Raw genomic sequence first — 13,175 nt, 5'->3', positions numbered from 1 at the left:
GAACCGGGTTTCTTCTGAACGAACCGGCTGCACTACGGCGCAGCCGGTCAGGCCTGGACTAGAGTCCGCCCATCAGCTCTCTTACCCTCTTTGCCGCGTCGTCCGCTGCCTCGTCGACGGTCATCGCGCCGGTCAGGGCGTTCTGCAGCATGTCCGGGACGATGATGTTCATGATCTCGGGAGCCTGCGGCAGCGCTGGGAACGGGATGCCGTATGGCAGCATCGAGGTCGTCACGTCGAGGAACTTGATGTTTTCCAGACGTTCCTTCATCCATTTGGTCTTGAAGCCGTTGAGGTTGCCCGGGTTCGAGCCGGCATAGGCCATCTTCAGCGACCATTCAGGGCTCGTCCACATGCAGATGATAGCCTTTGCGGCCGGCTCGTCGACCTTGCCGCCCTCGACATATTCGGGCTTCAGGATGTGAATGTTCGAGCCGCCGAACACGACGGCGCGCTTGCCGTCGGGGCCGGTGGGAATCAGGCCGTAGCGCATGTTGTCGATGACGGTCTGCGCCTTGTCCTTGTCGGCGCCCGTCGCCTTCTTCTGCAGGTCGAGCATGACGTCGTAGTCGGACGGATGCGAGATCATCATGCCGAGCTGGCCGGCGAGGAACAGGGGCTGGTTATCGGCCTGCTGGTTGGTGAGCGCCGAAACCGGAACCGACTTGTCGCGAACATACATGTCGTACGAGGCTTGCAGGGCGGCCTTGCTCTGCGGGCTATCGAGCTGGACATCCTCATAGGTCGGGTTCGCAGTGGCTTCGTCGAAGACGCCGCCGCCATGGGCCCACAGCTGCGGCATGAAGCGGTACGGCGTATTGCCGGCATTCTTGCGAGCCACGAGGCCGTAGCCGGCAATGCCGAGCTTGTCGTGGATCTGCTTGGAATACTTGACGACGTCGTCCCAGGTTGCCGGAGCCTTGTCCGGATCGAGGCCCGCACGCTTGAAGACGTCGGCGTTCCAGATGAACGCCATCGTCTCGTTGTTGGTTGGAATGCCGTAGGTCACCCCCTCCCAGGTCACGGCCTTCATGGCGCCGGGCCAAAAATCCTCGGTGGAATACCCGACATCCTCGGGTTTGAGCGGTTCCAGATAGCCTTTTGAGGCGAACTCGGTACCACCCAGGATTTGCAGGCGGACCGCCATCGGCGCTGCATTGCCGAGGAGCGCCGTGCGGAACTTGTCCAGAAGGTCGTTATAGGTGAGGGCTTGTTCCTCGAGCTGGATGTTCGGATAGGTCTTGCGGAAGGTCTCGAAGAAATCCTTGTAGTACTGGCGCAAAAGGTCGGGGTCGCCCTCGAACACGCCCTGATACCAGAAAGTCAGTCGCCCCTTGTAGTCGAGCGGGGTGACCTTGGCGCAATCGGCCGCGGTGTCAAAATCCTCTGTGCCCGCAATGGAGCGCACATATTCCGGCGACCACTTGCTGAGGTCGACGGGCGCTCCGAGCGCCGATGTCGACATCAGCGATGCCATCAAAGCAGTGGCGACAGTGCCGCGCAGGACCGCACTGCCGAGCGTAATCCTCGTCATAGGTATCCTCCCTGGTTCTCCATGCCGCCCTGCGCCGAGGCAAAGCGGTCTAGCTCGTTCGACCGCGGGACGCTTTCTATTCTATGTATCCCTTCGATCATTTTGTACGTTTTCAGATCGTGGATTGCCTGTCAACGCGCTGGATCGTACATTGTTTGTGAAAACCGTGTGTGATATCGGGCAGGGTATGTGTTGATCAGGGGAGCCGGTCTTGGCCGAAATAGATGACTTTAAAGCCATGCCACCGGTGGAGACTGACCCCATGGCCTCCAGCGAGGGCGCCTCGCTTTATGAACTGATCAGGGAAGACATCATCGAGGGACGGCTCGCCGCCAACGAACGGCTTGTGGTCACCGATCTCGCCCGGCGTCACGGCACCTCGACCAACCCGGTGCGCGAGGCCCTGCAGCTCTTGCGCGGGGAGGGCTTTGTCACCTTTCTCCCCAACCGCGGGGCGCGCGTGCGACCCATAGATCAGGATTTTGTCCGGGATATCTATGAAATCGGTGTTCTGATCGAGCCGGCCCTGACGCGATGGTTTGTGAACATGGCGACCGGCGAGGACATCGCCGAACTCGAACGTCTCCAGGGGCTGATTGAAGAGAACAACTTTGCCGACACATTCAGGCACAGCGAACTGGATACCGCTTTCCACACCGTGATGTACCAGCGGCACTACAACCGCCATGCCGCTGAACTTTGGTGGAAGCATCGCGAAGTGCTGCGAGCCGTGAGCCGGCGTTTCAATTTCACGCTGGCGCGTCGTGCCGCGATCATTCGCGAGCACCGCGAACTCATCGCGCACGTGAAAGCGGGAGAAGCCGACAAGGCGGCCGAACTCGTTTCCCGCCATGTCGAGGGTTCCGGCCGGCATATCCTCGAACAGATGCGTGCGCGCAACGCCGCTCGGGCCGGATAGGAACGAAGGTCCAGTCTCGAACACCGTTAGCCCTAAGCATTTCAGATAAAGGGATTGAGATGAAAATCACGAGCATCCGGCCGTGGCTGATCAAGTCCGATGCTTCTTATTGGGGAGAGTTCCTGTTCGTCGAAGTGACGACCGACGAGGGGGTGAGTGGCTGGGGAGAGATCACCACCACGACAAGGCTCGCCAACCGCGCTCTCTGCACGATCCTGCGGCAGATCGGAGTCGCCGTGACAGGCGAGGATCCAGCGCGTATCGAGCATCTCTGGCACAAGATCTTTCGCAGCTTCACCTATATGGGCAGCCGCGGCGCCGCCGTCGAATGCGTGAGCGCCATCGATATAGCCCTCTGGGACATCCGCGGCAAAGTCCTCGGCAAGCCGGTTTACGAGCTGCTCGGCGGACCGGTACGCGATGAAATCGCGCTCTACACCCATCCCAACCAGGCCAAATTCACCAGCAAGGAGGCGGTGGTCCGCGAAATTCTGGACATCGTCGAGTCCGGACACACTGCGCTCAAGTTCGATCCTTTTCCCCATCAGGGCCGCAGCGCCGATGGCCTGTCCCGCGAACAGCGGGACGGCTACCTCGATGGCAGCATGACCCGCAAGGACGAGCGCGAAGCCGCCGAACTCACGGCTCTGATCCGCGAAACGGCGGGGCCTGACGTCGACATTCTGATCGATGCGCATGGCCGCTTCGACGTTCCCACCGCCATTCGCCTCTGTCGGAGTCTTGAGGAAGCCGGCCAGATCGACTGGTTCGAGGAGCCTTGCCCGCCCGAGAGCCTGAACGCCCTCAAGCAGGTGCGTGAAAAAGTCAGTGCTGCCATCGCGTGGGGCGAGCGCGGCCACACGAAGTGGGATTTCGTGCCGGTACTCGAGAACAGGCTCGCTGACTACATCATGCCTGATATCACCTGGACCGGCGGCATTACCGAACTCAAGAAGATTTCTGCCCTATGCGAAGCCTATTACATCCCGGTCTCGCCGCATGACGCCGCGGGACCGGTCAACGTGGTTGCGGGAGCGCAGGTGATGATGACCGTTCCTAACTTCTACAGGCTCGAAACGTCGGAGTGGAACCTGGGCAAATACGATCACCTCATCGACAGACCGCTCGACGTCTCGAACGGCAGCCTCAAGCTGACGCAGACGCCTGGTCTCGGTATCGAGATGGACCGCGACTACCTGCAGGCCCACGAGATCGAGCTGGCCTAGCAACGCTCCATGCCGGCGCGGCGTGCGGGCGACAAGCCACAGAACGAGGACAAGTCATGGCAAAGACGGCCGACGAGGCGCTCAATCGGGTGAACGCAAACTCCAAGCCATCCCAGCTTCGCATCACCGACATGCGGGTAGCCGAAATCGTCGGCGCGCCGTTCACCTCGACCCTGCTCAAGATTTACACCAACCAGGGCATCGTCGGACTTGGCGAGGTGCGCGACGGCGCCAGCGCCACCTATGCGCTGATGCTGAAGAGCCGGCTGCTTGGCGAGAACCCTTGCAACATCGATCGCCTGTTTCGCCGGATCAAGCAGTTTGGCGGGCACGGCCGGCAAGGCGGCGGCGTCTCGGCGGTCGAAATCGCGTTGTGGGATCTCGCCGGCAAGGCCTATGGCGTGCCCATCTACCAGATGCTCGGCGGCCGGTTTCGCGAGAAGGTGCGCCTCTATTGCGATACCGACGCCACCGTGCCGGCCGAGACCGGCAAGCGCCTCAAGCAGCGCATGGCGCTCGGCTTCACGTTCCTCAAGATGGATCTGGGGCTGATGCAGATCGCCGATGTCCCCGGTGCGGTCGTGTCACCTGCCGGCTCACTTGATGGGTACCGCGTCCAGCCCGGCCGCGGCCAGGTCAAGTCCCTTGAAGAGCGGCGCGCCCGCAACGCCGCCTACGATTTGCACAACGTTCCCCACCCATTTACCGGCCTCCACTTTTCCGACAAGGGCCTCGACTTGCTTGAGCAGTACATTGCCGAGGTTCGCGAGGTTATCGGCATGGATATTCCGCTCGCCATCGACCACGTCGGCCACATCTCGCTGCAGGACGGTATTCGCCTTGCCAGGCGGATTGAAAAATATGTGCCGGCCTGGCTCGAGGATGTGATCCCATGGCAGTACACCGAGCAGTACCGACAACTGCAGGCCGCCACCACGGTGCCGATCTGCACCGGCGAGGACATTTATCTCAAGGAGGGCTTCGAGCCTCTGCTCAAGAGCGGCGGCCTCTCCATTATCCACCCGGACCTGCTCACCAGCGGGGGCATCCTCGAGACCAAGAAGATTGGCGACATGGCGCAGGACCACGGCGTCGCAATGGCCATCCATATGGCGGAAAGTCCAATCGCAGCAATGGCCGCGGCACATGTCGCGACCGCAACCGAAAACTTCATGGCGCTCGAATACCACTCTGCCGATGTCGACTGGTGGGACGATATCGTCACCGGCGTTGCCAGGCCGCTCGTGAAGGACGGCTTTATCACCGTTCCCGACAAGCCGGGCCTGGGGATTGACGACGTCGTCGACGAGGTGATCTCGCAGCATCTGCAGCCGGGTGTCACCGGCATCTGGCAGCCCACGGATCACTGGGACAACGAGTATTCCTGGGATCGCACCTGGAGCTGAGGCGAAAAGAGCCGAAGATGAAGATCACCGACCTCCGTTGCGCTGTTATCGGCAAGCACCCCATCGTTCGCATCGTCACCGACGGGGGCCTCCATGGCCTGGGCGAGGTCGAGTACACCAAGCCCTACCTCAAGCCCTGGGTTCTGCATTTTCGCGAGGCGCTGATCGGCGAGGACCCGACCGACGTCGAACGGGTGATGCTGAAGATCCGCCAACGCGGCTCTTTCAAGCCCTATGGCGCAGCGGTCAGCGCTATCGAGCATGCGCTGTGGGACATTGCCGGCAAGGCCGCAGGCGTGCCGGCCTACAAACTGCTCGGCGGCAAGGTGCGCGACCAGGTGCGCGTCTACAACGGCTCGATCCGCAGGAAGCGCACGGGCGACCGGCCGGAGGATTACGCCGCTGACGTCAAATGGATGATGGAGCAGCCGCAGAACTTCTTCATGATCAAGCAGGGAATCTCGTTCCACTCCAACATGAAGGACACCATTGAGGGCTTCCATTACGGCGTGACGCAGAAGCAGGCCGGCTATCACGGTGCCATGGATCAGGGTGTGATCAGCGAGCGCGGTTTCAATCACATGCTCAACTGCGTGATCGCGATGAAGGAAGTGCTGGGCGACAAGGTGAGCCTGGCGCTCGACTGCGGCCCGGGCTGGATGCTGCCCGATGCGATCAAGTTCGCTCGCGCGGTCGAAAAATACAATTTGATGTGGCTGGAGGACATGCTTACTGGCGACTATGTGCCGTGGGTCAATCCGCAGGCCTATCGGGAGCTGACAACCTCGACCTCGACGCCAATCCATACCGGCGAGCAGATTTACCTCAGGCACAATTTCAAGGAGCTGATCGAGACGCAGGCGGTGCGCGTCATCGGCCCCGATCCTGCCGATATTGGCGGCATTGCCGAGCTCAAATGGGTCGCCGAGCACGCCCATATGCACTCGATCCTGATGGCGCCGCACGGCACGGCGAACGGCCTGCTTGGCCTCGGCGCGCTGATCAATGTCTGCGCCACCTTGCCCGCCAACTACATCGCCTTCGAATATCCGAGCGCCTCCGACCCCTGGTGGGAGGACCTCGTAATCGGCCTGCCGTCGCAGATCGTGACGGACAGCATGGTGGATCTGCTGGAAGCGCCGGGGCTGGGCCTCGATATCGACGCCGAAGCAGCCCGAAAGTATCTCAGGGAAGAGGATGCGGGTTTTTTCGACTAAACCATCCCTGGATGCCAGCATCGGTCAGGCTTTCCAGACCCGGCCGGATGCTGTTTCCCTAAGGATTGCGATGATCGTTCATTTGATAGACGGCACATACGAACTGTTTCGCCACTTCTATGGCCAACGCCGGTTCAACAATGGCCAGGACAAGCCATTTGGCGCCGTCGTCGGCGTGCTGAATACAGTGCTGGAGATGATCGAGAACGGCGCCACACATGTTGGGGTGGCCACCGATCATGTAATCGAATCGTTCAGAAATCAGCTCTGGCCCGGCTACAAGACCGGGGATGGCGTCGAGCCCGCATTGCTCGCCCAGTTCCACCCCCTCGAGGACGCTCTGGCGGCGATGGGAGTGGCGGTCTGGCCGATGATCGAGCTGGAAGCCGACGACGCGCTGGCATCCGCGGCATACAGCGCGGCTGCCGACGAGGGCGTGCAGAAGGTGTGCATCTGGACGCCGGACAAGGATCTCGCGCAGTGTGTGCGCGGCGACCATGTGGTCCAGGTAGACCGCAGGACCCAGAAAATTCGCGATGCCGCCGGCGTACGCGAGAAGTTCGGAGTTGAGCCGGCCTTGATCCCAGATTTCCTCGCGCTCGTGGGTGATGCCGCCGATGGCTACCCGGGTCTCGAAGGCATCGGCCTGGTCTCAGCCGCCCGGCTGCTTGGCCGCTACGGCCCGCTTGAAAGCTTTCCTCCCGAAGCCCTCGGCAAGCGGAGAGAGCTCGCGCTTTTGTTCAAAAATCTCGCGACGTTGCGCACCGACGCTCGGCTGTTCGATAATGTCGAGGAGCTGCGCTGGCACGGGCCGACCAAAGCGTTCGAAATCTGCGCTACCCAGCTAGATGACACTCGGCTCCTCACCCGTGCGCTCAAGGCTCGCCGTTGCTGACTTCGGGAGGCGACGTTAAGTGTCGTTCGGCGCGAAACCAACGCTTTGCCCTCCTACAAGAAATGGCGCATGAGATGCTGCCGCCAGGGCCGGTCGCCGCGTCCAACGAGCGAGTCGAGATAGGCCGTCCGGTTCGCAAGCGGAAGGTCGGGCCGAACGGGCGAGACGAGTTGAGGGTGATCCTGCGAATGATCCTTTGGAGCAGAGATCGCTTCGGATCCGCAGTGCCTGATGCCCAGCACGACCGCACCTCGTCGGCTCGCCGCATCGCCGACTGGATTTCACCAGCGTCGGCCCATTGCCGAATCCAATCAGACAGTTCGGCATGATCACCGAATTAACCACATTCGAAGAAGGCGAGGGTCGGTTGGGTTCGTCACCGATCCGTCTCGCGTAACATGTTACCGTTGGAATTGGGGCATCCGCAGCACGTCCAGGCGCAAAGGCAAGGAAGAGACAGGATGCCGACCTTAAGCAATGGCAGTGAACTCATCGTATGGAACGAACCAGAGAATCCCAATCCGACCCCTGACTCGGTCCTTTTCAGCATTACGGAAACAGACGGCGACGTAATCGGACCGATAGGCGCAAAGCCGGATTTCCCTTTCGGTGGGATCGACCTGGCTTCGGTCGATGTCTTCGATGGCTTCTTCAGCATCACCAGCTTCACCCACGAGGGCAGGACCGAAACCTGGACGACAGTGGAAACGCAGGTCTTCGACAACGAAGGCAATTTTCTCCGCACCGTGTCCGGCCAGGCGGCCTTCCAGTCGGTCCGGATCGTCTCGATCAGCGCCGACAGCCCCGACGACCTCACGGTGACATGGATCGGGGCGAACGAATATTTCGGCGGCGAAAACACCCAATACGGTCAGCACCAGATCATCTTGAAAGGGGGCGTGCTTCAGCCCGACACCTTCGTTAATCACGCGCCCACCGTTGCCGACCTGGACTTGTCGATTTCGCAGGCGCAATCTCTCGACGACGTCAAGTTCAGCGCGACAGATGCCGACTACGATCTCTTGAACTTTATCGTCTTGGACGGGCCGGACAGCGGCATCCTGGAGCAGGAGACGAGTTTCGACGGTAACTACTACCCGTTTCACCAGGGTCATTATGGCACTACCCTGCACTATCATGCGGATTTTCTGAGCGGAAACCTGTTCGACTACACACCGGAAGCAGGGTTCATCGGCACCGACAGCTTTACGGTTTACGCTACGGACGGCCAGGGCCACAGCAATGTGGCGACGATTACGATCACAGTCACTCCGCCGGCCGAATCCATTACCCTGACCGACGCCAAAAACATCGCGAGCTACGCAAGCCATGATCATGCCGTGCTCGTCGCCGCGCTGGGCGGGGGCGACCGCATCAGCGGCACCGCGTTCAACGATACGCTCGACGGCGGTGCCGGCCACGACCATCTGCTCGGCGGCGCGGGCGCGGACGACATCATTGGAGGCGCGGGCACCGATTGGCTGAAGGGCGGCGCTGGCGATGATGAGATCAGCGGTGGTGAGGGCGCAGACGGCGTCCGCGGTGACACTGGCGACGACGTCCTCGACGGCGGCGCCGGCTCCGACGACATGCGAGGTGGTGCTGGCGACGACATCCTCAATGGCGGCGCCGGCCGCGACTGGCTGGCCGGCGAGGGGGGCAGGGATGTCTTCGTGTTCGACGCACTTGGGCCGGCGAACTACGACAGGATAGAAGACTTCAATGCGATCGACGATGTGTTCTGGCTGGACAGCTCCGCATTCGTCGGGCTGTCGGCCGGCTCGCTTTCCGCTGCAGTTTTCGTCGTCGGCAAGCACGCCATCGATGACAACGACCACATCATTTACGACAAGGAGACCGGCGATCTGCTGTTCGATGCGGACGGGGCAGGAGGAGCGGCGACTGTCAAGTTTGCCGCCCTGGACCCGAGCACATTCCTCACAGTGGACGACTTCTTCGTGCTATAGGCGCGCATGGTGGGGCGCAGCTACATGGACCGGGCGTGGCGGAGCCCCGGGTGGCTCACGCGGCAATCCATCGTCGTGAGCCAGCCGATGCTATTGTGCTAGTTTCGCCGCACTGCGGGTGGCTATATCATCCAAGACAGCATGAAGAAGCGTTCCGACTTCCTGTTCGGCCAGCCCGGGTGCAATTCCTGATTCGGCTAATTGAACGAGAATTGCCTTGGCGGTGTTGCGCCAGAAGGCGTTCGCGTCCTCCCCGTTCTTGGACTCCAGGACCAGGGCGATCCCTTCGACCAATTTCCGCCGCCGATGCAGCGGAAATGCGCTTACGTTCGAATCGCACATCGATCACCTCACCCCTTCAATCGCGCGAATAAGCATTGGCGGGTTAGAAAATTTGGTTAACAGCGCTCTTTTCGACGGCGGTCAGCCATGGAACGAAGCGTCCGCTGGGCTCGATGGTCGTGCCGCGAATAGCGGCTGGACGCAGCGGCATGGCGAGTTCGAGTCCCTGTTGAAGAATTACGGCCTAGGTCTGACGGCGCAGGAGTCCGGCATGAGTGCCAGCATGCGGCTCAGCTGGCGGCCGATCGACGCCTGAGGCTTACCGGATCGGCGTCTCGCCGCGAAACAGCGGCTGGTGCGCCCGCATCAAGGCGGTAATCCGGTCGGCGACTTTTCGGACCGGCGGCGCGTGACGTTCCTCGTGATGGGTGACAATCCATTGGTCGGTTTCGAGTTCGGGGACAGGCTGAGCGACGCGAACCAGCCGCGGATCGCTGTCACCGACGAAGCACGGGAAGATCGAAAGGCCGGCGCCGGCAGCCACCAGTTCGCGCACCGAATGGGTGTTGTTGCCGCGCACGGCGATGCGGTCGCCGTGATGGGCTTGCAGCCAGCGCGCCGAGGCAATGTTTGCCGCTTCGCCGGTGACGCCGACGAACAACCCGGCGGCGATGCCGTTGATCATGCGGCGTCCGGAATAAATGGCGTAGGCGACCTTGCCGCTCTGACGGCCGGCCAGCCACTGCTCGGTCGGTCGCTCGCCGCGGATGCCGATGTCGGCGGCACGGCGGCCGATGTCGACACGGTCGGTGGTGGTGACGAGCTCCACCCTTATGCCGTCATCGACCGTCCAGATCTCGCCGATATGGGCGGAAACGAAGGCTGAGGTCCATGGCCCGGCCGAGACGCGGACAATGCGGTCGGGCAGGTTTCCCTCGCGCCAGCGGGTCAGCGACTGCATTGCCGCCTCGACGTCTTCGGCGCGCCGCAGCAGTTCTTCACCGACCGGGGTCAGCCGGTAGCCTGTCTGCTGACGCACGAACAGCGGTTCGCCGATCTGCTTTTCGAGCGCGGTGACGCGTCGTCCAAGGGTGGCTGCGCTGAGGCGCGTGGTTCCCGTCGCTGCGCTCAAGCCACCCAGCCGCGCAACGTCGAGAAACAGCCTCAGATCGTCCCAGTCGATATACATTTTGCAGAAATGAAAAACTCCTTGCGAGCGTGGCTGTAGCGCGAAGCGGGCATCACGCGCAAGCATGCAGGCATTGAAGGCGTCGGACAATCCTGCCTGGAGCGACAGTGACAAGCGCCTCGGCTGGCCAAGAAGCCAGCGCAATCCTTGCGAAACGCGCATGCGCTTCGCGCAGATGCTTTGCGTTTTCGACCAACCCAAGCGCGCGGGCTTTCTGCGCGCCAAAGGAGACGATCATGTTCGATAAACTTCGATACCGTTTCGCCCGCTGGCTTGCCTATCGCCAGACGCTTGCGAGCTTGAGGCAGGCCCCAGACAGCACACTGGCGGATGCTGGCATTTCTCGCGAAGAGATCCGCGAGCATGCCCGCCACGCCAGCCTGCGTCGTTGAGATAATGGAGGCGGGCAGATGATGGAGCTTCGGGATCGCCGCTCGGTACCGCGCATCGGGATCGGCATCTGGGCGGCGGGTGGCGCCGCGCGCTGGCGTGACACCGCGACCATCTATGGCGAGGCCCAATCGACCGATATTGGCCCAGGATTCCACCGTGCCTGAAGAAATCAACGTGCATTGATCAGGTCAGCACCGGGTGGCCGTTGCGAGAGCTCAGCTATCAGATGGTCGGCAACGACCCGAACGGAGGGAAGCTGCCCGCGACGATGCGGCATCAGCAGAGTGGTCGCCACGCCGCGCGCTGTCCAGTCCGGTAAGATGCGGACAAGCGCGCCGGATTCAATCAGCGGCGCACAGAAGCTACTCGCCAGGCAAGCCACCCCGAGCCCCGCCCTGGCGGCTTCCCGCAGGGAGACGGTTTCGTTGGCGAAATAGCGCGGCGATGGCTCGATCTCGGCAACGGCGCCTTCCCCATCATGAAGCGTCCAGACCCTGTCCGACGATGCCATGAGCCCGTCGAGCCCATTCGCTTCCTCGGGTCGAGAAGGCATGCCCTTCTCCCTGATGTAATCGGCCGAGGCGACGAGCCAGGCGGGGTCGTAATCGATGCGACGTTGCACGAGATCGGTATCCGGCAACGGAGCGAAGTGGTTGCGGATGGCGATGTCGAAGCCCTCCTGCACGATGTCCACGAACCTGTCGGAGACGTCGAGCATGATGCGGACCTTCGGATAGCTCGCAGCGAGACGCGGAAGCAGCGGCGCCAAACGGAATTGAGCGATCGGCAGCGATGCCGTGATCCGCACGGTTCCGTTTGGTTCTGCAAGACGACCCTTGATGACATGCTCCGCCGCCTCCGCTTCGATCAACATGGCGGCGGCATGGCGATGAAAATCTCGGCCGACCTCGGTCACGGCGAAGCTGCGCGAGGTCCGCTGGACCAGACGCACGCCAATTGCCTTTTCCAGCTCGGAGAGCCGTTTGCTGAGCGTGGACTTGGGGATGCCCAGGGCGCGCCCGGCCGCAGCGAAACCGCCGTGATCCACCACCTGAACGAAAACGAGGAGGTCGTTGAGATTCAGCATCTGGAACTCTCATCGTTCCTAAATGTGGACGATAGGTCTACTGATAGCCCACTACTGCTTCTGCGTCCAATATCGCATTTCTTTGTAGCCGCCGCCATAGGGGCGGGGCTGCAACTCGGAATGTAGAAGGACGCACGTACATGGCCAATATCTCGATCCTCGGCCTCGGTGCCATGGGGCAGGCGCTGACCGCCCGCTTTCTTCAACAGGGCCACACGGTCACGGCCTGGAACCGCACGCCCGGCAAGGCCGCATCACTGGTCGCCAAAGGCGCGCGCGAGGTGAAGTCCGCCGCCGACGCCATCGCCGCAAGCGACGTCCCCGTGATGTGCGTGCTGGACTATGCCGCGTCGGATTCGTTGATCGATGATGCGGCGTCGGCGCTCTCCGGGCGTGCGCTGGTCAATCTCACCAATGGCACGCCGGCACAGGCGCGCGCCGCCGCCGAGCGAGTGGCCGGGCTGGGCGCTGCCTATCTCGACGGCGGCATCATGGCGACGCCTCCGATGATCGGCGGGGAACATGCGCTCATTCTCTACAGTGGGTCGAAGCCGACCTTCGATGCGCACGACCGAACGCTCGAGGCGCTTGGCGCCGCGAACTATCTCGGTGCGGATCCCGGGCTGGCCTCACTTCACGACCTCGCCCTTCTCAGCGGCATGTATGGCCTTTTCGCGGGCTTCTTCCACGCCAGCGCGCTCATCGATTCCGAAGGTATTCCCGCTGGCGCGTTCCTCAAGCTCCTTGGCCCATGGATGACCGCGATGATGGGCGAGCTGCCCGGTTATGCGGAGAAGATCGACAGCGGCAGGCACGGCGTGAATGTGGTGTCGAACCTCGGCATGCAGGCCGCCTCGCTGGACAACATCCTTACCGCTAGCCGCGAGCAGGGCGTCGCCACCGATCTGCTCGACCCCATGCTGGAACTGTTCCGCGAACGGGCCGGCGCCGGTTTCGGGGACGAGGATATCTCAGGCATCTTCGAGCTGATCCGGCGAAAGAGTGGGAAGACGAGGTGAAGCCATCGCGGATGGCCCGCTGTCCCATCGCTGGCGACATT

Annotated in this window: 13 protein-coding genes; 9 read left to right on the top strand and 4 right to left on the bottom strand. The window is 62.0% G+C overall.

Going from position 1 to position 13,175, the window contains the following annotated elements; translation table 11 throughout:
* Window positions 1–58: 58 nt before the first annotated feature.
* Window positions 59–1,534: an ABC transporter substrate-binding protein gene (locus AC0L18_RS04960; protein WP_473490858.1), complete on the bottom strand. Its 1,476-nt coding sequence runs from the start codon at window positions 1,532–1,534 to the stop codon at window positions 59–61.
* Between the two features lie 211 nt (window positions 1,535–1,745).
* On the opposite strand from AC0L18_RS04960, the gene AC0L18_RS04955 reads away from it, so the two are divergent.
* The 6 genes from AC0L18_RS04955 (at window position 1,746) to AC0L18_RS04930 (ending at window position 9,164) form a co-directional block, all read left to right on the top strand.
* Complete coding sequence (locus tag AC0L18_RS04955) at window positions 1,746–2,453, top strand: GntR family transcriptional regulator (protein ID WP_027151244.1); 708 nt, start codon at window positions 1,746–1,748, stop codon at window positions 2,451–2,453.
* A gap of 59 nt (window positions 2,454–2,512) precedes the next feature.
* Window positions 2,513–3,679: a mandelate racemase/muconate lactonizing enzyme family protein gene (locus AC0L18_RS04950; protein ID WP_473490857.1), complete on the top strand. Its 1,167-nt coding sequence runs from the start codon at window positions 2,513–2,515 to the stop codon at window positions 3,677–3,679.
* Between the two features lie 56 nt (window positions 3,680–3,735).
* Window positions 3,736–5,085, top strand: a complete 1,350-nt coding sequence (locus AC0L18_RS04945) for a mandelate racemase/muconate lactonizing enzyme family protein (protein ID WP_473490856.1) — start codon at window positions 3,736–3,738, stop codon at window positions 5,083–5,085.
* Between the two features lie 17 nt (window positions 5,086–5,102).
* The gene (locus AC0L18_RS04940; protein ID WP_473490855.1) at window positions 5,103–6,302 is read left to right on the top strand and encodes a mandelate racemase/muconate lactonizing enzyme family protein; all 1,200 of its coding nucleotides are present in this window, start codon (window positions 5,103–5,105) and stop codon (window positions 6,300–6,302) included.
* On the top strand, window positions 6,283–7,197 hold the full coding sequence (locus AC0L18_RS04935) for a 5'-3' exonuclease (protein WP_473490854.1): 915 nt from the start codon (window positions 6,283–6,285) through the stop codon (window positions 7,195–7,197). Before AC0L18_RS04940 ends, AC0L18_RS04935 begins: the two co-directional genes overlap by 20 nt.
* Before the next feature lie 461 nt (window positions 7,198–7,658).
* Window positions 7,659–9,164 (top strand): calcium-binding protein, encoded by a 1,506-nt coding sequence (locus AC0L18_RS04930; RefSeq protein WP_473490853.1) that lies wholly within the window; start codon window positions 7,659–7,661, stop codon window positions 9,162–9,164.
* Window positions 9,165–9,254: 90 nt separating this feature from the next.
* Here AC0L18_RS04930 and AC0L18_RS04925 read toward each other — a convergent pair whose 3' ends face one another.
* Window positions 9,255–9,506, bottom strand: coding sequence for a DUF6074 family protein (locus AC0L18_RS04925; protein ID WP_473490852.1), 252 nt, complete (start codon window positions 9,504–9,506; stop codon window positions 9,255–9,257).
* A 259-nt stretch (window positions 9,507–9,765) separates the two neighbouring features.
* Entirely contained in the window at window positions 9,766–10,749 is a 984-nt protein-coding gene (locus AC0L18_RS04920) for a LysR family transcriptional regulator (RefSeq protein ID WP_473490851.1), read from the bottom strand.
* Window positions 10,750–10,871: 122 nt separating this feature from the next.
* On the opposite strand from AC0L18_RS04920, the gene AC0L18_RS04915 reads away from it, so the two are divergent.
* Both AC0L18_RS04915 and AC0L18_RS04910 read left to right on the top strand, forming a co-directional pair.
* Window positions 10,872–11,027: a YjiS-like domain-containing protein gene (locus tag AC0L18_RS04915; RefSeq protein WP_473490850.1), complete on the top strand. Its 156-nt coding sequence runs from the start codon at window positions 10,872–10,874 to the stop codon at window positions 11,025–11,027.
* A gap of 18 nt (window positions 11,028–11,045) precedes the next feature.
* Window positions 11,046–11,192: a hypothetical protein gene (locus tag AC0L18_RS04910; RefSeq protein ID WP_473490849.1), complete on the top strand. Its 147-nt coding sequence runs from the start codon at window positions 11,046–11,048 to the stop codon at window positions 11,190–11,192.
* 5 nt (window positions 11,193–11,197) lie between these two features.
* Here the strand turns inward: AC0L18_RS04910 and AC0L18_RS04905 are convergent, their stop codons facing one another.
* Complete coding sequence (locus tag AC0L18_RS04905) at window positions 11,198–12,115, bottom strand: LysR substrate-binding domain-containing protein (RefSeq protein WP_473490848.1); 918 nt, start codon at window positions 12,113–12,115, stop codon at window positions 11,198–11,200.
* 140 nt (window positions 12,116–12,255) lie between these two features.
* On the opposite strand from AC0L18_RS04905, the gene AC0L18_RS04900 reads away from it, so the two are divergent.
* Window positions 12,256–13,134: an NAD(P)-dependent oxidoreductase gene (locus AC0L18_RS04900; protein WP_473490847.1), complete on the top strand. Its 879-nt coding sequence runs from the start codon at window positions 12,256–12,258 to the stop codon at window positions 13,132–13,134.
* Window positions 13,135–13,175 lie beyond the last annotated feature (41 nt).

The sequence above is a fragment of the Mesorhizobium sp. WSM4819 genome (assembly GCF_055811215.1).
Note: the sequence above shows the minus strand (reverse complement) of the source record. Positions and strands in the feature narration are given on the sequence as shown.